Origin of the sequence: Pseudoalteromonas sp. SIMBA_162 (assembly GCF_046535955.1) — a bacterium.
Lineage (GTDB): Bacteria > Pseudomonadota > Gammaproteobacteria > Enterobacterales > Alteromonadaceae > Pseudoalteromonas > Pseudoalteromonas marina.
Window position 1 is genome coordinate 104,900 of record NZ_JAWJBQ010000012.1, and the last position, 25,372, is coordinate 130,271.

Below are 25,372 nucleotides of genomic sequence, written 5' to 3' on the forward strand. Positions count from 1 at the left end.
CCAAAGATTTACAAAAATAAGACACAAAAAAGCGCAGCGGTTTAACGCTACGCTTGTTGTTATACAAGGGAAAATTTTTTAACTATTAAAAACGCGCCTTAAACGACACCCCAAAGTAGCGCTCTGCATCACGCGGTATTTGGTAACGGAAATTATCGCCACTGTAGGTTGTTGCATAGCTTTCGTCTGTTAGGTTTTTAGCAATAAGCGATACTCTAAAGGCATCGTCTTTAAACGATAAACCTACGCTTGCATTTAAAATACCGTAATCTGGTAATAAGGCTGCTGGGTTAAACTCGCCTACATTATTAGGTAGGTCAGAGTATTGCTCGTCAGTGTATATGTACGAGCCATTTACGTGCACATTAAAGCCGTGTTCGGTTTCAATAAAGTAGTCAGCGCTTAATGAGTACTTTAAGTCTGGCGAAAATGGAACATCTAGCCCTGAGCGGTCAGTACACGAGCCTGCGGCCACTTCTGGCGGACAATTAAATTCATCAATTTCGGCTTTAATATAAGCAATACCACCGGTTAGCGTAAGCGCATCGGTTGCGGCCCACATAAAGTCAACTTCTGCACCTTGTGTGCTTACGTCGCCTGCGTTTGTTAAGCGAGTAATGCAGGTGCCGTCTGAACAATCAAAGTTGTTTGCTTGGAAGCCTTCAATTTCGGTTTTAAATACTGCAAAGTTAAACACAAAGTCGCTGCTTGCATACTTATAGCCAAGTTCAAACGCGTCAGACTCTTCCGGCGCTATTTCACGGCCGTCGTTGTCAGGGTTAAAGTTGTAGTAAATATTAAAGCCAGGCCCTTTGTAACCTTGCGAGTAAGTACCGTATACCATTTGGCCATCGCCTAAATCGTATTGCATACCTAAACGGCCCGATACGTTAGTTTCTTCAGCTTTACCCTGCTCGTCAGTATTTAATGTTGCAGGGCGTACACCTACACCACGACGGCCATATACATCATTGCTGACACGGCGGTGCGTGTACGATACTTCGTCATCGGTATAACGCAGGCCAAATAGCATGGTTAAATCGTCAGATAACTCATAAGTACCATCGGCAAAGGCTGCCCAGTTATTAAACTCTGTACTCATGTATGCAGTAGCCGACACAATGTCGTTCGCATTACAGCTAACGCCTAAGCCCTGTGCGTAGCCATCTAAGTCGGCAAGCGCTGCGTCTAGCTCTGCACCCGACAAGTTATTTTGCGCGTAAAACGCCATGGCGCTATCTAACTGGCCTGCGTTATTTTGGCAACTGGCATCGCGAGTAAAGTTACGTTGTGAGTCCATGTTCCAGTAAAATAAACCAGCCACGTAGTTAAATGCCCCACTTAGGTTAGACGTTACACGAAACTCTTGTGAAAACTGATCCCATTGCTGCTCGCCAATATCATGTAACTGAAATGGCACACCAAATACGGGTTGATTGCTGTCGCCGGCAATAGAGGTAAAATCACCTTCACGAAACTCGGTGTTATCCCACGAGCGCTGTGCAGTAATTGACGTATACGTGTGGTCGCCAATGGTTTTATCAACTTGTACTGAAAACGCGCTGTGTTTATCTATTGTGCGCGACTCATAGTCGTGGTCAACTTTACGCTGATCTAGGTCTATGTCAGCAACGCCATCAACAATACCGTTACTGTTTGGCGCCGCTTTTGAATCAGGATTACGGCCACTTGGTAGGGCTTCTAAATCGGCACAACAGTCGTCATCGGCGTTGTAGTATTCTGCAATAAATTTAACGTTTAGGTCGTCGGTTGGTTCGTATTTAAATACAGCACGCGCACCTTCACGGTCGTAGCCGTTTACTTTTTCGTTGTTATATACGTTATCTATGTAACCATCAAACTTACCTTTAAATACGGTTAAGCTTGCTGCTAAGTCGTCGCTTAGGCCGCCACTTACAACGCCTTTAAAGCGGTATTCGTTGTCTTGATAAAACGAGGTTTCTATACTGCCGGTAGTGTCGTAAGACGGATCTTTTGTTGTGATATTTACCACACCAGCCGAGGCATTTTTACCAAATAGTGTGCCTTGTGGGCCGCGCAGTACTTCAATACGGTCTACATCATATAAATCAGCAAAAGCTTGACCAGAGCGACCAAGTACTACGCCATCAACAACCGTTGCCACACTTGGCTCGGCAGCAATACTAAATGAAATTGTACCAATACCACGCACGGTGAGCGCCGAGTTACGGGTTGTGGTGCCTTTTCTAAAGCTCACAGACGGCACAAGCGATTGTAAACCTTCCATATTATTAGCAAACGCTGAATTAATTTGATCGCTATTTAGCACCGATACGGCAACCGGCACTTCGTTTAAGCTTTGCGTGCGCTTTTGCGATGTCACCACTATTTTTTCAAATGAATCGTTTTTATTATTTTGCTGTTCTTGTTCCGCTTGCGTTTGATTTGCTTGTTCTTGCGCAGCATTAACTTGCGCGCTAACAGCTAAACCAGTTGTCATTGCTAACGAGACAGCCAAGCTTAAGATAGACTTTTTAGCTCTCATGTCATTCTCCATATTGTGCGTGTGTGCTGTGTGGTACCGCGCTAGCAATTGTGTGGCTTGCTAAATTACGGTGACAGTGTGTGTTAAGTATTTTCCTTACCAGCTCTTATATCTTATATAAGAGCTACAAATTTAAACAATCAAACTTCGTAATGCAAACATTATGTGAATAAAATGTGATTTAAAATCACGTATAGTGGTTATAACCTGTGTTTATGCGGCCTTTGTGACACCTATATGGGCGAGGCTGTTTTCGTATCGCACATGCCAACGACGCACGCTCCACCAGCTAAACAATGCAGCTAATGTCCAAACAGTAATTAGGCTAGGCACAAAATAAACACTGGTACCGCCAACTAGGCCTAAAGGAGAAAACACAATATATAAGCTCACTATTAAGCTAACCAATACAATGGCGCACGGCAGTGCGTATTTCCAAGGACTTAAGTTTACTTCGGCTTTGCGGGTAAATTGCCACGGTTTTGCAAGTGGCTTGAAGTAACCAATTCCTAGCATTATTGCCAATTCAATAAAGAATAAAATGGCGTAAATATGGATAAAGTTAATATCAACATCCCACACAAATTTAAGTAGCGTGTAGGCAATAACATGAAAAATAATCGCCACTTTAGCGCCCAATGCAGGCACTTTACGAGTAAATAAACCCACTAACACAATTGTGATGACCGGAATGTTATAAAAACCGGTAAATACACGAATAATGTGCCATAAGCCTTCGGGTGCAAACATGAGTAATGGCGCGGTTATAAACGACAAAACAGCAATAACAATACTGGTTATTTTGGCCACTTTAATGAGCTTTTCGTCGCTTACTTTGTCTTTTTTCATGGGTTTATAAACATCTAAACAAAACAGCGTTGCGGCGCTATTTAGTAGTGAATTAAACGAGCTAAATACCGCACCTAACAATACTGCTAAAAAGAACCCTGATAAGTACTGAGGAAGTACATCTTTCACTAAGTGTGGGTAGGCTAAATCAATAGTTTGTAGGCTTTCGTGCTTATAAAGATGGTACGCAATAACCCCAGGGATCATCATCATAAACGGTACTAGCACTTTAAAGTACCCTGAAAACAACACCCCTTTTTGCCCTTCAACTAAGTTTTTAGCACCTAATGTACGCTGGATCACGTACTGATTGGTGCCCCAGTAAAATAAATTAGCGAGGATCATACCGGTAAAAATAGTGCCAAATGGCACGGGATCATCCTCGCTACCAATAGCATTAAGCTTTTCGGTATCGGTATTTACTAAAGTACTTAAACCATCAGCAAAGCTGCCATCGCCAAGCGCAATAAGCCCAAGCGTTGGCACTAAAATACCAATGATAAGTAACCCAACACCGTTAATAGTATCGGATACAGCAACCGCCTTTAAACCGCCGAATACCGCGTATATAGCGCCCACGGAGCCGACAATAATAATGGTAACAATAAGGCTTGCTTGATAACTCATGTCTAATAAGGCGGGTACATCAAATAGCCTAAGCACGGCGATTGATCCTGAGTACAAAACCGAAGGAATAGTAATAAAGCAGTATCCGACCATGAATAAGATCACGGTCATGCGGCGTACGGTATCGTCAAAACGATCTCGTAAAAACTCGGGTAAGGTAGAAAATGCCCCAGCTAAATAGCGCGGTAAAAAGATCAGCGCCATAATAATGGTAGAAATACCTGCGGTTACTTCCCATGCCATTGAACTAAGGTTGTAACCATACGCTGAGCCATTAAGGCCAATAAGTTGCTCGGCCGATAAATTAGTGAGGATCATCGACCCTGCTATAAATGTACCTGTTAAACCACGGCCCGCTAAAAAGTAACCGTCTTGGGTGTTAACTTCCCCTTTGGTTTTTTGGTACGAGATATATCCCACCAGCGCCATAAACGCCAAGCATGATAGCAGTGTCATGGTAATGTTCATACCTTCCATACTGTGTTCCTTTAAGCTTACTTAACTCGTTAAAAAGTAAGCTAATATCTTTATTATTATGTGTGTTGTGTGTGTTTTAAAACGAGTTTTTAATTTGGCCACGCAGTTAACTGGCTCATGTCTTGCTCTGTGTGTTGAACATCTGGGCCTAGCAATAGCGTATCGCCTTTACGAACGAACACGGCCATTTGTGTAAGCTCAAGCGTGTCTTCGTAATACTTGCCGCCTTGGTATGCCTGCCCATCAGGAAAGCTCAACCATTCCCCTTGCGGTAAATAAAACTTCACTTTACCGTTTGGTACAACGCATGGCACAACAAGGAGTTTTTCACCGCACATAAATTGCTGATCAAAACTATGTGCTAATACATCATCAGGAAATGCCAGTGACATAGCGCGCTGAATAGGCAGCCCTGTTTGCTGTGCTTGCTCTGCACATGTTTGTAAATATGGAATTAACTGATAACGCAATTTAAGCGCTGCAAATACCGCGTCACTTGCTTGCTCGGTGTAAGACCACGGTTCGCGTGGGCCAATGCCATGTAAACGCATGTGCGCACTAAATACCGACGCTTGCGCCCAGCGTACATAAAGCTCTGCATCGCGAGTATCTTTATAAAAACCACCAATATCGGTTGCAAAAAATGGCCCGCCCGACATGCCCCACGCTAAGCTGCCGCGAATACTTGCTGCTAAGCCTTGCCAATCGGCTTGTGGATCGCCGCCCCATTGTGCTGGAAAACGTTGGCTACCCGTCCACGCTGAGCGGCTAAACAAAAAGGGGCCTGTTTTACAGTATTTTTCGGCAGCTTCATAAACGCACCGGTTGTACAGCATGCTATAAACATTATGCAGTCTAATGCCGCTGTCGCCACTGTGCGATACCATGTTTTCGTCTTCTAGCTGTTCGCCAAAGTCTGCTTTTATCATATCTACGCCAAGCTCAAACAATGGCTTATGCGATTCGAGCCAGTATTCGTAAGCATCGGGGTGAGTAAAATCTAAAATACCCGACTCTGGTAACGGCGTTAGTACTTCGCCAAAGGGGCTTAAATCCCACTCGTATTGATACGCTTTACCTGTGCGTTTATCTTTTATTAGCCAGCTGTTCTCGGCCGCTTTAGCAAATAATGGGTTGTTTACCGAGATCATCGGGTATTCCCACACACAAATTTTAAAATCCATGGCTTTTAGTTCATCAAGCACAGGTTTTGGGTCGGCGTAACGTGTTGGGTCCCATTCAAAAGCAAAGCGGGTGTCGGTGTCTTGCCATGCTCGGCCATCAAGGGTAATTACATCACACGGCATATTTTTAGCACGTACTTCGCGGGCAACACTTAATAGCTCATCAGCATTTTTGTAGTACGCTTTTGATAAAATAACGCCAAAGCTCCACTGCGGTGGTACCGGTGCAAAACCAGTTAGCTCGCAGTAGCGATTAATACTTTGTGCAGGCGTTTGCTCTTGGTATAAAAATACATCAAGTGCGTCATCTTCAACTAAACACACATAAGCACGTTGCGACCAAAGTGCGTAACCTACGCCATGGGTAACAGGCGCTGGCGTGTGTACAAATAAGTTCCAGCCCTCTGGGCTCCAAGCGTATGGGGTATTTTTATATGATTTTTCAGCATTTACGCCCAGTGCATCGTGATTGTATGAACGAATAAGTTGGCCGCGTTTATCAAGCTTGCCCCATTTTTCACCAAGGCCATATACGGCTTCGTCGTAATTAAGCTCCAGACTTAAAATCCAGCCGTGATCAGTTTTAGCCAGTGGCGGTAAACGATGCTGGCGTACAAAGTGGCCATCGGTTGCTGATTGCTGTACTAATTTGTCGTTTTTATAAAGCTTAAAATGAAATGGGTCGCTGTAAAATTCTAAACGGTACTCACCGGCTGTTGCTTCAAAGCCTTGGCCCAATGTATTAAGTAATAACGGTAAATTAGTAGGAGTGGCGCTGAGTATATTAAACGCGTGGTCTTGCGTTATGCCTGCATTTAAACGTAAACCAAACTCGCTTATGGTAACGCTGACCTCACCAAATTGAGTCGGTAAAACTATCACATGGCCTTGCAATTTAGGCTCTGCAATTAAGCGCGCTGGTTCTATTGCGTTCCAGTCTGGCTCACGTAATTCAAATGCATTCATGGGAGTTCCTTACCAACTATAGTCTTGTATAAGACACAAGTTAAATAATTGTGATCCCTATGTCAATGTAAATAAACTTAACTTTAATTAATTAACACCACTCACTTTAAACTAGGGTAGGCGCCGAGGTAACCACCAGCGATACACCACTTACACCCAGTAGCGTGATGGCAATAATGCGTATCCATTTTGCATCTACGTATGGGGTTAAGCGTCTTGAAAAATGAGTCACAAGTAATACTAAAGGAATTGCAGCCGCAATTAAAAACATAATATCGAGATCAGGCAAGGTGCCAAATAAAGCAATACCCACCCGCACTATGCCACCAATGGTAAACACTGCAAGTAACGTACTACGAATTGCTTCAATAGACCAAGCTTGTTTATAGCACTGAAACACCAGCGGCGGTCCCGACGTTGAAAACAACCCGCCCAGTAAACCACTTACCCCGCCTGCAATTAAAAAGGACCGAGGACGACTTTGCCTGTCGGTTCGCTTTCGTTTTACTAGCATTAAAGCGCAGCACAATAAAATGCTAATGCCCAATATAAAATTTAAAAACTGAGTTAAATGCGCCGACATATATTCAAGTAAAACAAACCCTAGCAACATTAGCGGAATGCCCGTATACAGCATGAGTTTTAGTTCGGGGATTTTTACTGCATTGCGGTTTTTAACCACCACAGTGGTTGAGTTAACAAGCCCTAACAAACTTACTAAAAACGTGGTTGCCGTTAATGGCAATACATCTAATAGCGTAAAACTGGCTACCACTAAAAGCCCAAAACCAAACCCACTGAGTGTTTGCAATAGTGTGGCTGCACTTAAGCAAAGCGCCATAACTAATATAAGTTCGAATGAAATACTGAACACTTTAAATTTCCTTGGGGTGCGCTATTGTAGTGTAACGATTTGTTTTTAGGCATAATGTAAAAACAAGCTGTAATACAATAGCTCACAATTAACTTATAACACGCAAAGATGCGCAAAAAGTACCACCTATGTTATAACTACAGGTGGATTGAATTTAACGGTAAATAACAATGAGTAACTCTATGTTTGATCACAAATTAAGTGGCCCAAGCTTGGCTTTTCAACCACTTTACTTACAAGTGGCTGATTATATTAAACAGCTCATTGTTGAAAGACGCTGGGTACCTGGCGAAGCATTACCTAGCGAGTTTCGCCTTGCTGAAGAATTTAATGTAAGCCAAGGCACTGTTCGTAAAGCTCTTAACTTACTAACCGACGATAAAATAGTCACTCGCCGCCAAGGTGTAGGTACGTTTGTATCTGAGCATACCGCGCAAGACGCACTGTTTAGGTTTTTCCCGCTTCAGGCTGATGGTAAAGGTGCAGACTTACCCAAGGCAGAGCTGTTATCGGTTGAGCTATGCTCCGCACCACACGATGTTATCGATGCCTTACAACTTAATAAAAAAGACAAAGTAACTAAGCTTGTGCGTAGGCGTATTCTTGATAACGAATTTTGTATGAGCGAAACTATATACCTTCCACAAAGCTACTTTCCTGATATACATCAAAGTAGTGATATTCCGCATACATTGTACCACTACTACCAAACCAAATTTAATCAAACCGTGCACAAAACCCAAGACAGCATAAAAGCGGTATTAGCCGACGAAACTGATGCAAAAATGCTCGCAATTAAAACTGGCGATCCACTGTTATTAGTGTCACGCATTACCGAATCAATTGAAGGTAAACGTATTGAATACCGCCAAAGCAAGTGCCGAAGCGATCATTACCATTACCAAATTGAGCTTGATTAACAGATGTAAAACAACTCACAAATAAAAAATTTTTAAAGGCAGCAATCGCTGCCTTTTTGCTATCTGCAGCTTTTTTAATTCGCTGTTTTAACACCTAGCGGTGCGCACAGTGTTGACACTGTTAGATTCGTATAATAACTTATGTCTTATACAAGACCAAAGTCATTATGCAATTTTAACAGGAATTCCCAATGAGTTCATTAAATAACATCCCGCCAGTCGGGTTCGGTTTATGGAAAGTAGCACAAGAAGATTGCGCGCAAACGGTGTATCAAGCCATTAAAGCGGGTTACCGCCATCTTGATTGTGCCGCAGACTACGGTAATGAAGAACAGGTTGGCGATGGCATAGCCCAAGCAATTAACGACGGCCTGTGCACCCGAGAAGAGCTATGGATAACGTCAAAACTTTGGAATACCTTTCATGCGCCCGAGCATGTAGAGCTTGCCATTGATAAAACACTCAGCGATTTAAAGCTCGACTACCTCGACCTATACTTAATTCACTTTCCGATTGCGCAAACCTTTGTACCAATCGAAACACGCTACCCGCCAGAGTGGTTTGTAGACCCAGATGCCCAAAACCCACACATGGAGTTGGCAAAAGTACCACTACATTTAACGTGGCAAGCAATGGAAGAGCAAGTACATAACAACAAAGCAAAACGCATTGGTGTATGTAATTACTCAAGCGCATTACTCCACGATTTAATGACCTACGCCACCGTTAAACCCGCTATGCTGCAAATTGAATCGCACCCTTATTTAACGCAAGAGCGCCTTATAAGGTTGGCAAAACAATACGACATTCCGGTTACTGCATTTTCTCCACTGGGCGCGCTTTCGTACCTAGAGCTTGAAATGGCCGATCAAACAGAGTCTGTGCTTGAGCAAAGCGTAGTGAAAGCTGCGGCGCAAAACCATGGTAAAACACCAGCACAAGTTGTGCTGCGCTGGGGCGTGCAACGCGGAACAGCCATCATCCCTAAAACATCAAAACTTGAACGCATGACAGAAAATCTATCGCTGTTTGATTTTGAACTCAATGAGCAAGAAATGGCCGATATTTCTGCTCTTAATATTAACCGCCGCTTTAACGACCCTGGTCACTTTTGTGAAGCAGCGTTTAACCGTTTTCACCCTATTTACGATTAGGAAAATACAATGTCAGCTACCGAACTTAACTACGCCGCAGTGCCTACTCAATTAACCTTCGATGACTCGGTTTTTCCGTGCATTGTGGTTAATAATAATAACGCCAGCACCGTTGAAGAGGCGGTGGCTTTCATTCGAGCAAATAAATCCGAACTAGAAACCAAACTGCGCAGCGCTGGTGCTGTACTGTTTCGTGGTTTTCCGATTAATAGTGCTGAAACCTTTGATACGTTTTCAGCAGGGTTTGATTACGATAATTTTACTTACCAAGAGTCGCTATCTAACGCGGTACGTATTAACTTTACCGAGCGTGTATTTACCGCTAACGAAGCGCCAAAAGATGTAGAAATTTACTTACACCACGAAATGGCTCAAACGCCTATTTCGCCAAGTAAATTATTCTTTTTTTGTAAATCGGCAGCAGAGGAAGGCGGCGCAACACCGCTTTGCCGCTCAGATAAATTATTTAGCGCTTTAAAGCAATTTGATAGCCAATTAGCCGATGACTTTGAACAAAAAGGCTTAAAGTACACCACTTACATGCCTGCAGCCGACGATGCAACATCGGGCCAAGGCCGCAGTTGGAAAAGCACGCTCAGCGTACAAAATAAAGAAGAAGCGCACAGTAAACTTACCGAGCTAGGTTATGAGTGGGAGTGGCTAGACGATGGCTCTTTAAAAGCAATTACCCCGGTTTTACCTGCGGTAGTTACCCTTGAAAACGGCGTACAAGTTTTTTACAACCAGCTTATTGCCGCTTACATGGGTTGGAAGGGCGTACGAGAAAACCCATCGGTTGCCATTACTTTTGGCGATGGCAGTGCTATTCCTAAAGCGGGACTTGATAAAATTGTTGAGCTTTCAAAAGTGTTTACCTTTGATTTAGCCTGGCAAGATGGCGATGTAGCACTGGTTGATAACGAAATGGCTATGCACGGGCGTCGTCCATTTACTGGTGAGCGAAAACGCCAAGTACTTGTTGCATTAACCGCAGCTAACGCCTAATGCGGCGAGTAAGTAATGCATTAAAAGCGTATGTATCGCCACTTTGGCAAGGTGCAAGTATTGCAGCAATGACTGGGCTTGCAGCCTTATTTTTAAGTGAACATTACGGCGCACCCGCTATGTTATTTGCTTTATTGCTCGGTATGGCGGTATCGTTTTTGTATCAAAGTGACAGCCCTTGCGCAAAAGGGATCGACTTCACCGGCTCCACTATTTTGCGAGTCGGCATTGTACTTTTGGGTACACGTATTGCTTTAGGCGACTTAATTACACTGGGCTGGCAAACTGCACTTATGCTTGCTGGTGCTATATTCACCACCATTATTTTAGGGGTAATACTTGCGCGCGTATTTGGCTTACAAAAGCGCTTTGGAGCTTTAACTGGCGGATCTGTGGCTATTTGCGGTGCATCGGCAGCATTGGCTATTTCGTCGATTATGCCCAACAGCGAACACAAAGAGCGCGATACGTTACTTACTGTTATTGGCGTCACGGCTATGTCGACCATTGCTATGATTCTCTATCCAATCATTGTTAATTACCTAGAATTTGATGCCCATAACGCAGGGGTATTTTTAGGTGGTACCATACATGATGTAGCCCAAGTTGTGGGCGCGGGCTATTCTGTATCGCCGGAAACCGGCGACATTGCCACACTCACTAAACTTGTACGTGTAGCTATGTTACTGCCTGTTGTACTTATTATGATGGTTATAATTAATCGCTCCAATCAAAGCAATAAAGGCGACTTACCTAAGGTACCTGGCTTTTTAATTGGTTTTGTTATTTTAATGGTAATTAACAGCTGTTTTTCGCTGCCAAGCGTATTACTCGAAAGCGCTAATGAACTGTCAAAGTTCTTTTTAATTACAGCTATTGCCGCCATTGGCATGAAAACTAACTTGGGAAAGCTTACTGAAGTGGGCATAAAACCCATTATTTTAATTGTGGCTGAAACTGTGTGGATAGCGTTATTAATACTGGGCTTTATATTCTTTAACTAACTGAATAAAAAAGGTTTAAGCCGTAAATTTCAAGATCAATATACACCATGTTAAACACGGCTTTTTAATTTAATTCTTTCTAAGGCTAAAAAATAAAATAACAATAAAGCTTGGTGTATTATCAAACATGCTGTTATCCTGCTCGGCATCGGGTTGATGAAAACCCAGTTTATTTGTAAGTACCTCGTTGATATTAGTAATAATCCTTCGCGTTATCCTCAGTTAAATGCACGTTTTCTTCCTGTTAAATTGCCTATTTAGGGCACACTTTTATTTATTTTTAGGATCTATTATGTCTAATACAACAACTGGTACAGTTAAATTTTTTAATGAAGCAAAAGGTTTTGGTTTTATCGAGCAAGAGTCTGGCCCTGATGTGTTTGCACATTTCAGCGCAATCTCTGGCGACGGTTTTAAAACCCTTGCTGAAGGCCAACGTGTACAGTTTACTGTTACTCAAGGTCAAAAAGGCCCACAGGCTGAGAACATTGTTAGCATCTAATTGCTAAACAATTAAATGGGTTAGCAATAACCCATTTTGAATACTAGTTTGAAAGAAGTTTTGTTTTATTTGTTAGTACCCCGTTGTTTTAGTAATAATCCTGCGCGTTATCCTCAAGTTAACTATTTTTTCCGGCTCAATCGCCTCTTTTCAGGCACACTTATATTAATTTTTTAGGATACATATTATGTCTACTACAACTACTGGTTCAGTAAAATGGTTTAACGAAGCAAAAGGTTTTGGTTTTATCGAGCAAGAGTCTGGCCCTGATGTGTTTGCACATTTTAGCGCAATCTCTGGCGACGGTTTTAAAACCCTTGCTGAAGGCCAACGTGTACAGTTTACTGTTACTCAAGGTCAAAAAGGCCCACAAGCTGAAAACATTGTTAGCATTTAACATGTTTTAAATAAATGCGTTTTTTAACGCATGTATTACCCCCTTAATGACCTCTTATAAGTATTAGTTAAACCCCTTCAAACATTTATTTCAGTCTTGCTTGAGCATAACTCCTGTATTGCCTACAATAGCGCACAATATATTCTATGCAGATCCCTATTATGACTGATACAAACAAACCTGAATTACCAGATCAACTTTCTATTAATCCACGCAGCAAATTTTATGTAGAAGAAGTATTTGAACATGAAATTGGTATTACTCTAAATGGCAAAGAACGTTTTGACGTTGAAGAATACAGCATTAGCGAAGGTTGGATTAAAGTAGCAGCGCCTAAAGCGTTAGATCGCCGCGGTCAGCCATTGCTTATGAAAGTAAAAGGCAAGGTAGAAGCGTTTTACAAATAAGCTAAACCTTATTTAAAAGTAAGCGACTCCTCTATGCAGTCGCTTTTTTTGTGCCTATTAAAAAGTATTGAGCTATTTTCATGTTAAACCTGATGAAGTTTCACTATATTTTTAAGCAAAACATGCTTGAATGACGTCATATTGTATAGAACAGCGGAAGCTTATTATGAAAAAAGTAATTATTTTAGATGGTGGCATGGGCCGCGAACTTAAACGCATTGGCGCTCCGTTTACGCAACCTCTTTGGAGTGCACAGGCACTTATAGAAGCGCCACACTTTGTTACTCAAGCACACTCTGGGTTTATAGATGCTGGCGCTGAAGTAATTACTGTAAATAGTTACGCCTGTGTACCGTTTCATTTAGGCGAAGCGCTTTATGATGCACAGGGTGCCGAGCTTGCGAACCAAGCTGCAATCATTGCAAAAAAAGCGGCTCAAAGTGCAAATAAAAATATACTGGTAGCAGGTTCGCTGCCTCCGGTATTTGGCTCTTACCGCCCGGAGCTATTTGAACGTAAGCGTGGTTTTACTATTTTAAATACACTTTATGAAGCACAAAACGAGTATGTAGATTTATGGATTGGCGAAACTATTTCTAGCATTGAAGAAGCACAAGTAATGGCAAGCATATTTAAAAATTCAAACAAACCATGCTATTACGCATTTACCTTAAATGATGAAGTTAGTGAACTAGCAACCCTGCGCTCAGGCGAATTTGTAACTGACGCCCTAACTGAACTGCTTGATCACAATGTTGCAGGTATTTTATTTAATTGCTCGATCCCCGAAGTAATAGAACAAGCCTTAATAGATACTAATAAGGTATTATCGAAGCTTAATAAAACCGTGGCTTTGGGCGCCTTTGCAAACGGCTTTACGCCTATTGCCCACGACTATCAAGCCAATCAAGGATCGCAAGCGTATCGTGATATTTCACCTTCAGAATACCTAGGCTTTGCAAAGAAGTGGCACGCTCTGGGTGCAACTATTATTGGGGGTTGCTGTGGTATAGGCCCAGAGTTTATTGAAGTGCTGGTAAACTGGAAACAGGAACTTGAAAGCGCTTAAGCTTTTAGTGCCCTTTAGGGCTTATTAGCTGCACCAATCGTGTTAAGTTATTAAGCATTTATAGCGACAGATAAATAGCGTGATAACAAGGCATAAATATCGACATGCAGTTGTTCTAAATGAGAAATTTATAACGCTGTTAGCGCTCTATTTAGCACGCTAGAATGATTAAATATTTGAGTCGATTGGTGTTATTCCCAGCACCCAATCAAGCCCTTGTATTGCAGTAGTAGGAAATGCGGTTGCATGGCTCGCCCCTTCAATAACAACACTTTTTAATTGTATGTTGTCACTGTTAAGTGCATTAATTTTTTGTACCAATAGCTTGGTACCCTCAACCATATTTTGCCCTTCACCAAAAGCTGGGATTTCCTTTGCTCCCACCGATATATAAACCTTTGTAGGCACTTTAGGTTTATTTGCTTGAAGCGCTAAGATTGCGTTGCTATCAAACCAAACAGACGGGCTACCAATAATATAATGGCTAAATAAATCGGGTTCTGTAAATAAAACAGTGGCACCAAATAAGCCGCCTAGCGAGTTACCTATGTAGGTTTTTTGTGTGTGACTTGCTCGGTAGTTTTGCTCAATATAAGGGAAAACGGTGTTTTTAATAAATTTAATGTGCCCTTGCGCATTACCTGTTTGTTTTTTCCAACCCTTTGCAAAGGTAGGTGTGTAGTCTCTTATTCGACTAGCTGATCCAATAGACCCTTTTTCATAACCAATGGCGACAATAATTGCTTGCTGCATTTTGCCGCTATTCATAGGAAACCGTGTAGCCCCTGCCACTATAGGAAAGGTATACGGCGCATCGGTTAAATAAATAACTGGATATGTTTTATCTGGCTTATTTTTATATGACTTAGGGAGCTGAATAAAAACAGGGTAAACACGCTTACTAGAAGGTTCAGTTAGCTGAATAACGCTACTTCTAGGAATTTCATATGGCGTATTTGCACTTAATTTAAAACAAGTTAATACACAAAGCAGCAATAGCCATTTGGTTGGTAAATTCACTTAATTTCCCTTTATAAACTACAGCTACACTTATATTTGCCCAAACAGTAAAGAAGGCAGCGCCTCATAAAGGTAACTGCCTAATATAAAGTGACTATAAAACCTTACTTAGAACGGTTTCGCCAACCACTCCATGCATCATCTTCTGGGTTAACTTTGTTTTTCTTCTTTTTCTTACCTGTGCCTGCAGGCTTTGCCATTGGCTTGTCGTTTTTAAGCGCATCAGCTGCATCAAGGTTTGCTTGGTTAACTGCAAAACCGGTTACTTCTTCACGCTCTAAGCGCAGTTTGTTTTTCTTTTCGATTATTTTAAAGTGATGAAAGTCTTCATAATCAATTAACGATAACGCTAAGCCAACTTCACCGGCACGGCCGCTTCGGCCAATACGGTGCATGTAATCGGCGGGGCTACGCGGTAAGTTAAAGTTAATAACAACAGGCAGTTTGGCAATATCTAAACCACGGGCTGCTATATCGGTGGCTATGAGTACTTCTATTTCGCCCGCTTTAAATTTTTCTATTACGCGAGTACGCTCACTTTGGCCTTTATCACCATGAAATACCTGTGCGTTAATACCACGCTTTTCAAGCTTACCCACTAAGTGCTCACAGTCTTTTTTAGCGTTTACAAAAATAAGCGCTTGGCGCCATTTATGCTCTTTAATTAAATGCGCTAAAACCGTAGTTTTTTCGCCTTTATTAACCGTAAATACGCGCTGTACTAAGGTGCTTTCGTCTTTGCTTTGAACTTGTATTTCAACAGGGTTAGTTAACAGCTCTTGCGTTAATTGTGTGACTTGCTCTGGGAAGGTTGCTGAAAACAACATTGTTTGTTTTTTAGCAGGCATTAACGCTAATAACTCAGCAAGTTCTTCGGTAAAGCCAAGGCTTAGCATGCGGTCGGCTTCATCAAGCACTAAGGTCGTTACTTTATCGAGCTTAATCGCATTGCTTGAGATTAAATCGAGTAAACGGCCAGGTGTTGCCACGATAATATCGGCGCCGCCACGTAGAGCCTGCATTTGTGTATTAACCGATACACCACCAAATACCGCCACCGTTTTAATGGCGCCATTAAAGTTAGCAGAATACGATTTAACGCTATCAGCCACCTGCACTGCCAGCTCACGGGTAGGTACCAAAATAAGCCCAGTGACAAAGTTACCTTTGCTCGCTGTTTTTTTAGCGCCTTGCTCTAAAAATAACTTTTGCAACATAGGCAAAGCAAACGTTGCTGTTTTACCTGAGCCAGTATTTGCACCCGCAATTAAATCGCTACCAGCCAGTACACTTGGAATCGCCTTAGCTTGAATTGGCGTAGGTTGGCTATATTCCAAATCGGTTAAACGAGCTTGTAGCTCTGGAATAAGGCCAAGTTCGTTAAAAGTGCTAGGGCTTGTTGCTGAGGTCATGAATATTACGGGCTCATTGCTAAAAATGTAGCCTGTAATTTTAGCGTATTTAGCGCTTATTAAGTAGGGATTAGTGATTTAAATGTTCTCATAGGTAACAGCTACGTGTTGTAAGGGTAACTGTAAGCGCAGGCTCTCCCTGCGCTTTATCCTTTTACATTATTGCGTTTTACTTAGCTGCGTTTGTAATCTAGCTTTTGTTTCTTTTAAGTAATGTATATATGGATATGAGTCGTCTGCTATCGTTAAAGCAAATTCCATCTGTTCAAGCGCTTGGCGAGTATCGCCTTGCATTTCATAGCCATAAGATAAGGCTGAAAACGCATCGACTGACTTTGGGTGGTTTTTTATATTGTACTTAAACACTTCAATTGCACGGGTAAATTGCTTGCTGCCCGTTAAGTTATAACCGAGTGATCTAACATCGCGATCCGATGGCGCAATCTGTTCGCCCCATTGTTGAGATAAGCTTTGATAATAAGTATCAATAGAGGTTACATCGTCAGTTAAAGCACTTATGGGCATTTGTTTAGGCAAAAATAAGTTGTGATAGGCATTAAATGAACCAGCAACCGAAGTCAGGTTATGCGAGATACCATCAAACGCATCACTAAAGAAGCGTAAATTTGGCAAGCTATTAGATTGCAAAGCTTGCTGAAGTTCATTGTATCGCTCACGCATTATGCCTGCTTCTTCGCCTATATTAATGTAAACATAGTTATTTAGGTCTTTTGATGTATTAATAAACGCCTTAGTTGCTTTTACCGATGCACCATAGTTCCACCAAACGGCTGGGCTATAGGCAATATGCGCTTGGAAAAGATCAGGGTTAGCTTGCATTGTATAAAGTGCAAACACGCCTGCCGCAGAGGCCCCTGCAATCAAATTATAATTGTGCGTACGATAACTTTTATTAATTAAGGGCATAAGTTCTTGCTCAATAAATGCTAAAAAATTTGCTGCACCACCGCCTTCACCTACCGGGCCTTGTGGCTCTTTATTAACTGTGGGGTATAAATCCCTTAAGCGATTGGTGTTTTCAATAGCGACAATAATAACCTCTGGTGCACGATTATCGTTTTGCAAGCGCTCCATCACAGCACTTATAAGCGGTATGTTACCCGCTCCATCAAGGCGATAAATGACAGGATAAACTTTGTTTGGATTAGCTTGATAACTCTTTGGTAGCTGGACTACAACAGTACGCTCTTCGTTTAAAACAGCCGATTTAATAGAGTGCGTGAACTGAGAGTAATCTGCACTTTGCTGTTTAGTGCCAGATTGTGCAAAAGCATTTTGTAAACTAAAAGCAAAAAAGCTAACAAAACAAATAACGGCTAATAAACGCATTACTAATCCTTTTGAAAATAGTGGGTTATTTAATCTAACAGGCTTTGAGGTACAAAAAAAGGCGCGTTGAGCGCCTTTTTAGTTTTAACTAACAAACAATAACTTATTGATTTTACTCAACCGTAACAGATTTAGCTAAGTTACGTGGTTGGTCAACGTCGGTACCTTTAATTACGGCTACATAGTACGACAATAACTGTAATGGCAGTGTGTAAACAATTGGCGCAATAATGTCGTCAGTGTGGTTTACGTTGATTACACGCATTGTGTCGTCTGACTCAAAGTGTGAATCTTTATCTGCGAATACGTAAATAATGCCGCCACGTGCGCGTACTTCTTCTACGTTTGATTTAAGCTTTTCTAATAGCTCATTGTTTGGTGCTACAACAATAATTGGCATGTCGGCATCAATAAGTGCAAGTGGCCCATGTTTTAGCTCGCCCGCTGCGTAGGCTTCTGCGTGAATGTACGAAATCTCTTTAAGTTTAAGCGCACCTTCCATTGCGATTGGGTACTGTGAACCACGACCTAAAAACAGTGAGTGATGTTTGTCGGCAAACTCTTCTGCAAGGTCTGCAATGCCATCCGCAAGCAGTAATGTTTCTTCAAGCTTAGCAGGAAGTACTTTTATAGCATCTACAATAGCACTTTGATCAAGCTGCTTCTCTTGTGCTATGGACGCAGTAAGCATTAACAAACCCACAAGCTGTGTGGTAAATGCTTTAGTAGAAGCTACACCAATTTCAGCACCAGCTTTGGTCATAAAGGCAAGGTCAGATTCGCGTACAAGCGATGAACCCGGCACGTTACAAATGGTCATTGATGCCATGTAACCTTGCTCTTTAGCTAAACGTAGTGCAGCTAGCGTATCGGCTGTTTCACCCGATTGTGAAATAGTCACAAGTAGGCTGTTTTCGTGTACATACGATTGGCGGTATCTAAACTCAGAGGCAATCTCAACATTACAGCTAACGCCTGCAAATTGCTCAAGCCAGTAACGGGCAACCATGCCTGAATGGTATGATGTACCACAGGCAATAATTTGTACGTGTTTTACATCTTTAAATATTTGCTGAGCGCTGTCGCCAAAGGCGTCAATTGCTACGCGGTCGTCGTTTAAACGCCCTTCAAGGGTATTGCGTACCGCAAGTGGTTGCTCGTAAATTTCTTTTAGCATGTAGTGGCGGTAGTCGCCCTTGCCTGAAGCGTCTTGCGTGATATTTGATTCAATAACTTCGCGCTCTACAGCGTCGCCATTTTCATCAAAAATTTCAACAGTGTCACGTGTAATGCGGGCTACGTCGCCTTCTTCTAAAAAGATGAAGCTACGTGTAACTGGTAATAGTGCTAACTGATCAGACGCAATAAAGTTTTCGCCAAGGCCTAAACCTATAACAAGCGGGCTACCTGAGCGCGCTACGATGATTTCGTTGTCGTTTGCTTTATCAAATACAACGGTACCAAATGCACCTTCAAATTGCTTAACCGCTGCTTGAACAGATGCAAGTAACGTAGTGTGTTGCTTACGAAGCTTATGAATTAAGTGCACCATTACTTCGGTATCTGTTTCAGATAGGAACTCGTAGCCTTCTTCTTTAAGCGATGCGCGTAGGCTTGCGTGGTTTTCAATGATACCGTTATGCACGAGTGCTAGCTGGTTGTTTGATACGTGCGGGTGAGCGTTTTCTTCAGTAACGCTACCGTGTGTTGCCCAGCGAGTGTGTGCAATACCTGTATGGCCGCTAACGCCTGCTTTCTCAAGAGCAGCTTCTACGTTAACTACTTTACCTACTGCTTTAACAGTATTAAGTGTGTTGCCATCAAGCAATGCTACGCCTGCTGAGTCGTAACCCCGGTATTCAAGACGCTTAAGGCCTTCAACTAAAATTTTGTTTACTGGACGTTCTGCAACTGCCCCAACTATTCCACACATAGTGTCTCCATTAATTTTTTAATTCTAGTAACTCACTTTGTAGTTACTAATCAATAATATCTGCACAAATTAGTTTTACACCACACGCCTCAATCGCTTTGCGTTTATCGTCTGCTAAGCCATTGTCGGTTATTAATGTGGTTACTATTTTCCACGGTAATTCTAAATTTGGTATTTTTCGGCCAATCTTATCTGATTCAACCATTACTATTACTTCACGGGCTGCTTTTGCCATTACTTGGCTTAAACCAACTAACTCATTAAAGGTGGTCGTGCCGCGCTTTACATCTATGCCGTCAGCACCAATAAATAATTGATCGAAGTCATAAGAGCATAATACGTTTTCGGCAACTTGCCCCTGAAACGACTCAGAATGCGGATCCCATGTACCACCGGTCATTAAAAGTGTTGGCTCGTTTTCAAGTGATAGTAAACGGCTCGCCACTTTAATCGCGTTGGTCATTACAACTAACCCGCGCTTATTTGCAAGCTCTGGGATCATAGCGGCCGTAGTGCGCCCGCTATCAATAATAATGCGGTTATGATCTTTTATAAGTGCAGCAGCAGCCTTAGCTATTGCTACTTTGCGCTTAGAGTCTATTTCGTCACTTACAATTTCTTTAGGCAGTGCAATAGCTCCACCATAACGGCGCAGTAACAGGCCGCTTTTTTCAAGCGCGGTTAAATCCTTTCGAATGGTTACTTCAGATGTTTGAAACTGCTCAGCGAGCTTTTCAACAGCCACTTCACCTAGCTCATTTACCTGAGTAAGTATTAAATGACGGCGTTGCTGTGTGTTTCGTTTAGTCATAAAGCTCGTAGATTAAGTTTCGTTTCGAAAGATATGTAATTCTAAACGAAACTCTTTAAATGGCAAGTGAACGAGCAAAAATAAAGCAGCTTTCAACAAGGAATAATAAAGGTAAAATAGCGCTAGGATCAGTTAATCAATCAAAGAAGCCTTAATGCAGTCATTTAACAGCTTAGATAAAACGCTATTAGCGCTACGAAAGCAAACTGGCGAAATATGCCGACTCTTTAATAAAAGCCCAAGTAAAGGTAATTTAAAACGTATTAAAGAGCTGTTCCCTCAATGCGGTGAAGGGGTAATTATAGAATCGGGTTTTCATTGCGATTATGGTAATCAAATAACTATTGGTGATCGTAGCTTTATAAACATTAACTGTACGGTATTAGATGCTCCAATTAGTGAGGGAGCTATAAGCATTGGCGACGATTGTTTAATTGGCCCGAACGTTCAACTTTTGGCAGTATCTCATGCGGTTAACCCCACAGAGCGACTCAATAAAGAGAACTTTGCAGCACCGATAATCATTGGCAATAACGTGTGGATTGGCGCGGGAGTTATTGTGTTAGCTGGCGTATCTATTGGCGATAATAGTGTTATTGGTGCGGGATCGGTAGTAACAAAAAGCATTGCATCAAACACTGTGGTTGCTGGCAATCCGGCGATAAAGCTCAAGGATATTTAACACGCTAAAACAATGGAATAACCTGTCGCGAGATCGTTTGCAAATAGGTGAGAAGTTAACGGTGTTTTTATCTAATAGCTAAGTGAAAGGGGGCTGGCAAAGCTGTCAGCCCCTTTCAATTAGGTGGTTTTAGTTTGTTTCATCGTCTTGCGCGTGCCTGCCGTACCAGTTTACTCTGCGCGTCAACAGCATTATTAAACTGAGTACCACGAACACCAGTACGCTGCCCATTAATAATGCGTAATCCTCTGCACTGAGTAATCCGTATAAAAGACTATAGAGAAATAACACTCCACATAAGAATAGCCCTCCATGTTTGCTATTTTTAAGCATACCCGCAACATAAACACTCAATAGAATTGCTGATGCAAGCGCCGATAATAAATACGCAATATTAAAGCCTAAGTGCTCACTAAGTGAAATCAGTAGTAAATAAAATACCGCTAAAGCAAGCCCGACAAAACCATACTGTACAGGGTGTATTGGCTCATCACGCAGTACCTCGAGCAAAAAGAAACTCGCAAAAATAAGTACAATAACCAAGATGGCATAATTACTTGCTCGATAATTTTTAAGGTAGTGATTAACACTATCGACTAAATTAACTCCCATGTTACGTTGCTTGAACAAGGTGCACTCATTACGAAATAAACACTGGTTAAATAGCTCTTTTAAATTGGTCGCAAAGTAATTGGTTTGCCAACTCGCAGAAAAGTCCCGTGCCGAAATTGATGACTCGATAGGCAGGTAATCCCCTACAAAACTTGGGTGTGGCCAATCGGCTTGCATTGTCAATGAGCTGTTTTTACCAACCGGTGCAAATGAAAGTTGACGCATCCCCTGCAGATTTAAGTCTATTTGATACGGCAGTACCTCACTTTTGCGAATGGTTTCATAATCAAGCTCTACACGAATCCCTTGTAGTAACTGATCTAGCTGGGTACCGGGGAGTAGTTCATAACTTCGCTCGTTAACATTAATGTGTGATCCTTGTCCTATCCCTCGGATATCAGAAATGGCTAAAATAAGGTTGAGGCGCTTTATCTTTTTGTCCGCTAAGACAGCTAATGCACTCGTCTTAAACCGCCCTTCAAATTGGTTCTGTGAACGATATAACAACGCTTTATAAATACCACGGTACTTTTCAAATGTTGCTAGATTACTACTGACATTGAGCGATTCAGGTAAAAGCGTCATATTCATCAATTGCTCGCTCGTTTTACCATCAACCGTAACTGTTTCTAGGTACTGAGCATGAATAAATGGGCCAATAACCTGCTGTTCATCACTGCTACTCTTAGCTATATCAACCTGAACTTGCTGCTGCAATTCTGATCGCTCATCAATTAGGTTTTGGATCATAAAGATAGGGATCAATAACAACACGATAAGCCCTATTATTATGATCAGTTTGGTTTCTATTTTTTGTTTCACTGTTATGTACTCCATCTATTACATAATCATAGAGTACCGAAGCTATATGGATTTACTGAGGTGCTTAGATGGAGCTTTTATGGAGTAGGCATATTTATATGAACACGGACGCCATTTTTAGTATTTTTTATGTTGAGCTGCCCTTTATGTAATTTAACGACCTGCTCAACGAAGTTTAGTCCTAATCCAGTGCTTTTTTTACCATTGGCTCTAGGTAGTGAATAAAACCGTTCTGTGATGCGTTCAAGGGCATAATCTGGGATACAAGGCCCCGTGTTATCAATATAGATTTGAACATAGGATGGCTCTTGTATTACCTGAATGTGAATCTCCCCCCCCTCGTTGATAAAGTCCAATGCGTTATCAAAAATATTGTATAGCGCTTGTTGAATTAGAAATACATCTCCTAAACACGCACTGCTAGGGTCGCAGCTAATTACTACTTGTACATTTTGCGTTGTGGTTCTGGCAATAAAAGAATCTTTAATTGCTTCAAATAAAGGTTTTACAAACACCTTCTTTCGCTGTTCAAGTTCAGGAAGCTGCTCTAATTTGGTAAGCGTAAGCAGCTTATCTATTAGCTGCTGCATTCTCACTGTTTCAGACTCAATATTATTTGCAAATAACTGTTTTTTAACTGTACTTAGGGGAGACTGTAAAATCTCGCTTGCACCTTTAATTGCAGATAGAGGGCTTTTTAATTCATGAGTTAGTGTTTGAACATAATGCTCAACGTAACGTTTGCCATCTAATTGATTGCGCATTTTTTCTAGCGCATCACTTAACAAGCTATATTCATAGAAAACCCTAAACCTTGGTTTAGATGCTTTTTCACCTCGCCCCATTTTATCCGCATAGTTTGCCAGCTTATACAAGGCACCATTGATTCGCCAGGCAATCAATGCTCCAACCATTAATGCCAAAATACTCATCACGACTAACCAACTTAATACACGGTACTTAGACATATTTATAAAAGGTTGTACAGAGCGATTAGGCTTAGCCACAGTGACTGACCCAATAATATTACCATTATCGATTATGGGCGCAGCAACATGCATGACGGTTGAAAGTGGGTCATCTTGAGCAGTTGCGGTTGAGCGAGCACCGTACTCTCCCCGTAATGTGAGATAAACATCATTCCATTGTGAAAAATCTTTTCCTATATCTTGCTGCCAAGAATCAACAACAACGATTCCCGCAGCATCCGTAATATATATACGGTGATTTGTCCCTTGTTTATTTACCCCCCAGATTTTCGTATTTGGTTGCCTGCTGCCATATGAGTTAACCACATTAGTAAAGTGGCTCTGTGACAGCGTACCACGAGCTAAATCATCTCGCGCCATCACTGCAAGCAAATTAGCCATATCAACCAAGGTTTCCTCGGTAACCTGACGAACTGTGGGCTTAATCTCGCGCATAACCGTTGAACTAACTAAGTAAGTCGTTAGTATCACGAGGATAAAATAAAGCAAAAACAATCTCAGCCCGAGCGGGATTTTAGGCCAACGCTTCAAGCGAGCTAATGAATGCGTGGAGCGTTTAAATAGGTTCATAAAAATAACCAAAACCTCGCTTAGTATGAATCAAGGGCTCATGACATACAGCGCGTAATTTATTTCTAATGGCTTTGATATGACTATCAACATTGCGGCTATATACACTGTCTTGGCATAGTTGTGCTGATGATAGCAGTTGCTCTCGAGAGAATACCTGCTTAGGGGATAACACTAGCTTATCAAGCAATTTAAACTCTAAAGCCGTTAAATTTAACGGGGTGTTGTTGAAGTAGTAATCAAAATTATTACTGTACAGACCTGATTGCTCAGTAGAAGTATTTATTTGTGTTTCTCTGACAGCATATGGCTTTAAACGAAGTTTAACGCGAGCAAGCATTTCTCGAGGGCTAAAGGGTTTAGTGACATAGTCGTCTGCGCCAATCTCTAATCCAACAACGCGATCGATTTCATCGTTGCGTGCCGTTAAGAAAATGATGGGTAAAGAAGAAAATTCGCGAACTTGCTTACATAGCTCAAAACCATTTGCATCAGGTAAACCAACGTCTAAAATCAGTAAATCTATCTGTGTAGCTTTAATATAACTAAGACCAGCCCCTGCGGTATCGAACCAAACGACGCTAAAGCCATCCATCTCGAGCGTATGAATCAAGGTGTCTGCAATTGCTTTTTCGTCTTCAATGATCACTATCTGCGCCGTTGCCATACAACTTATTCCTTTACTACAACCTAATAAACACGCTTATAGTTACAGTAAGTAACAAGTCAGTCAATATCCTTTATAAGGATGCTCTTTGAGCACAATGAAGTGGTTAGACGCTTTATTTAAATTAGAGGTGAAATTTTCACAGCCTAAGACCCTCTAGCTATTTCACTTCCCTGCAGATACAAAAAAGCCCGACTCGAAAGAGTCAGGCTTTTTTGTATTTGGAGCCATTGTGCGCTACGCAGTAGGATGACCTACTTTCATACACTTGATGTTCTTTAATGGAGATGCACTTAGCTCTAGACTGGTCGTGGCGTTCTTTTATCCGTGGGGTTCTAGATACTCAACCCACGACGCTGTGCAGCTGATAGCTGACGGCTGACGGCTGACGGCTGACGGCTGACGGCTGACGGCTGACGGCTAATATTTTCACTTTCCTGTAGACGTAAAAAAGCCCGACTATTTCTAGTCGGGCTTTCTACAATTTGAAGCCTGGTAATGTCCTACTTTCACATAGCAAATGCTACACTATCATCGGCGCT

Annotated in this window: 21 protein-coding genes; 9 read left to right on the plus strand and 12 right to left on the minus strand. The window is 41.8% G+C overall.

The features are described 5' to 3' along the window. Positions 1-85: 85 nt before the first annotated feature. The 4 genes from R0J88_RS10735 to R0J88_RS10750 all read right to left on the minus strand — a co-directional run bounded on the left by R0J88_RS10735 (position 86) and on the right by R0J88_RS10750 (position 7,504). Positions 86-2,527 (minus strand): TonB-dependent receptor, encoded by a 2,442-nt coding sequence (locus tag R0J88_RS10735; protein WP_276753485.1) that lies wholly within the window; start codon positions 2,525-2,527, stop codon positions 86-88. Between the two features lie 213 nt (positions 2,528-2,740). Further along, positions 2,741-4,480: a solute:sodium symporter family transporter gene (locus R0J88_RS10740; RefSeq protein WP_410899890.1), complete on the minus strand. Its 1,740-nt coding sequence runs from the start codon at positions 4,478-4,480 to the stop codon at positions 2,741-2,743. A gap of 89 nt (positions 4,481-4,569) precedes the next feature. Next, positions 4,570-6,630 (minus strand): alpha-xylosidase, encoded by a 2,061-nt coding sequence (locus R0J88_RS10745; RefSeq protein WP_410899891.1) that lies wholly within the window; start codon positions 6,628-6,630, stop codon positions 4,570-4,572. 106 nt (positions 6,631-6,736) lie between these two features. Then, the gene (locus R0J88_RS10750; protein WP_248519968.1) at positions 6,737-7,504 is read right to left on the minus strand and encodes a sulfite exporter TauE/SafE family protein; all 768 of its coding nucleotides are present in this window, start codon (positions 7,502-7,504) and stop codon (positions 6,737-6,739) included. Positions 7,505-7,674: 170 nt separating this feature from the next. On the opposite strand from R0J88_RS10750, the gene R0J88_RS10755 reads away from it, so the two are divergent. The 8 genes from R0J88_RS10755 to R0J88_RS10790 all read left to right on the plus strand — a co-directional run bounded on the left by R0J88_RS10755 (position 7,675) and on the right by R0J88_RS10790 (position 13,962). Then, positions 7,675-8,424: a GntR family transcriptional regulator gene (locus tag R0J88_RS10755; RefSeq protein WP_410899892.1), complete on the plus strand. Its 750-nt coding sequence runs from the start codon at positions 7,675-7,677 to the stop codon at positions 8,422-8,424. A gap of 191 nt (positions 8,425-8,615) precedes the next feature. Beyond that, a complete protein-coding gene (locus tag R0J88_RS10760; protein ID WP_039038159.1) occupies positions 8,616-9,578 on the plus strand; it encodes an aldo/keto reductase in 963 nt (320 codons plus the stop codon). Positions 9,579-9,587: 9 nt separating this feature from the next. After that, a complete protein-coding gene (locus R0J88_RS10765) occupies positions 9,588-10,583 on the plus strand; it encodes a TauD/TfdA family dioxygenase (protein ID WP_410899893.1) in 996 nt (331 codons plus the stop codon). Beyond that, positions 10,583-11,587 carry a YeiH family protein gene (locus tag R0J88_RS10770; RefSeq protein WP_305472329.1) on the plus strand — a complete coding sequence of 335 codons (1,005 nt, stop codon included), beginning with the start codon at positions 10,583-10,585 and terminating at the stop codon, positions 11,585-11,587. The genes R0J88_RS10765 and R0J88_RS10770 overlap by 1 nt, the downstream gene beginning before the upstream one ends. Before the next feature lie 292 nt (positions 11,588-11,879). Further along, a complete protein-coding gene (locus R0J88_RS10775; protein WP_006792548.1) occupies positions 11,880-12,089 on the plus strand; it encodes a cold-shock protein in 210 nt (69 codons plus the stop codon). Between the two features lie 187 nt (positions 12,090-12,276). Continuing rightward, positions 12,277-12,486 carry a cold-shock protein gene (locus R0J88_RS10780; RefSeq protein ID WP_006792549.1) on the plus strand — a complete coding sequence of 70 codons (210 nt, stop codon included), beginning with the start codon at positions 12,277-12,279 and terminating at the stop codon, positions 12,484-12,486. A 161-nt stretch (positions 12,487-12,647) separates the two neighbouring features. Then, the gene (locus tag R0J88_RS10785) at positions 12,648-12,893 is read left to right on the plus strand and encodes a DUF3297 family protein (RefSeq protein WP_006792550.1); all 246 of its coding nucleotides are present in this window, start codon (positions 12,648-12,650) and stop codon (positions 12,891-12,893) included. Positions 12,894-13,059: 166 nt separating this feature from the next. Beyond that, the gene (locus R0J88_RS10790; RefSeq protein WP_410899894.1) at positions 13,060-13,962 is read left to right on the plus strand and encodes a homocysteine S-methyltransferase family protein; all 903 of its coding nucleotides are present in this window, start codon (positions 13,060-13,062) and stop codon (positions 13,960-13,962) included. A 168-nt stretch (positions 13,963-14,130) separates the two neighbouring features. Here R0J88_RS10790 and R0J88_RS10795 read toward each other — a convergent pair whose 3' ends face one another. The 5 genes from R0J88_RS10795 to R0J88_RS10815 all read right to left on the minus strand — a co-directional run bounded on the left by R0J88_RS10795 (position 14,131) and on the right by R0J88_RS10815 (position 20,488). Further along, entirely contained in the window at positions 14,131-14,982 is an 852-nt protein-coding gene (locus R0J88_RS10795; protein WP_410899895.1) for an alpha/beta hydrolase, read from the minus strand. A gap of 104 nt (positions 14,983-15,086) precedes the next feature. After that, positions 15,087-16,394: a DEAD/DEAH box helicase gene (locus tag R0J88_RS10800; RefSeq protein WP_410899896.1), complete on the minus strand. Its 1,308-nt coding sequence runs from the start codon at positions 16,392-16,394 to the stop codon at positions 15,087-15,089. Positions 16,395-16,553: 159 nt separating this feature from the next. After that, positions 16,554-17,744, minus strand: coding sequence for an alpha/beta hydrolase-fold protein (locus R0J88_RS10805; RefSeq protein WP_410899897.1), 1,191 nt, complete (start codon positions 17,742-17,744; stop codon positions 16,554-16,556). Positions 17,745-17,856: 112 nt separating this feature from the next. Further along, positions 17,857-19,677 carry a glutamine--fructose-6-phosphate transaminase (isomerizing) gene (gene glmS, locus R0J88_RS10810; protein ID WP_305472319.1) on the minus strand — a complete coding sequence of 607 codons (1,821 nt, stop codon included), beginning with the start codon at positions 19,675-19,677 and terminating at the stop codon, positions 17,857-17,859. Positions 19,678-19,723: 46 nt separating this feature from the next. Beyond that, positions 19,724-20,488: a DeoR/GlpR family DNA-binding transcription regulator gene (locus R0J88_RS10815; RefSeq protein ID WP_410899898.1), complete on the minus strand. Its 765-nt coding sequence runs from the start codon at positions 20,486-20,488 to the stop codon at positions 19,724-19,726. A 154-nt stretch (positions 20,489-20,642) separates the two neighbouring features. Between R0J88_RS10815 and R0J88_RS10820 the strand changes: the two genes are divergently transcribed. Then, a complete protein-coding gene (locus tag R0J88_RS10820; protein ID WP_410899899.1) occupies positions 20,643-21,170 on the plus strand; it encodes a sugar O-acetyltransferase in 528 nt (175 codons plus the stop codon). 129 nt (positions 21,171-21,299) lie between these two features. Here the strand turns inward: R0J88_RS10820 and creD are convergent, their stop codons facing one another. The 3 genes from creD to R0J88_RS10835 form a co-directional block, all read right to left on the minus strand. Beyond that, the gene (creD, locus tag R0J88_RS10825) at positions 21,300-22,604 is read right to left on the minus strand and encodes a cell envelope integrity protein CreD (RefSeq protein WP_410899900.1); all 1,305 of its coding nucleotides are present in this window, start codon (positions 22,602-22,604) and stop codon (positions 21,300-21,302) included. 77 nt (positions 22,605-22,681) lie between these two features. Further along, positions 22,682-24,163: a two-component system sensor histidine kinase CreC gene (creC, locus tag R0J88_RS10830; protein ID WP_410899901.1), complete on the minus strand. Its 1,482-nt coding sequence runs from the start codon at positions 24,161-24,163 to the stop codon at positions 22,682-22,684. Further along, positions 24,150-24,830 (minus strand): response regulator, encoded by a 681-nt coding sequence (locus tag R0J88_RS10835; RefSeq protein WP_410899902.1) that lies wholly within the window; start codon positions 24,828-24,830, stop codon positions 24,150-24,152. Before R0J88_RS10835 ends, creC begins: the two co-directional genes overlap by 14 nt. Between the last annotated feature and the right edge of the window lie 542 nt (positions 24,831-25,372).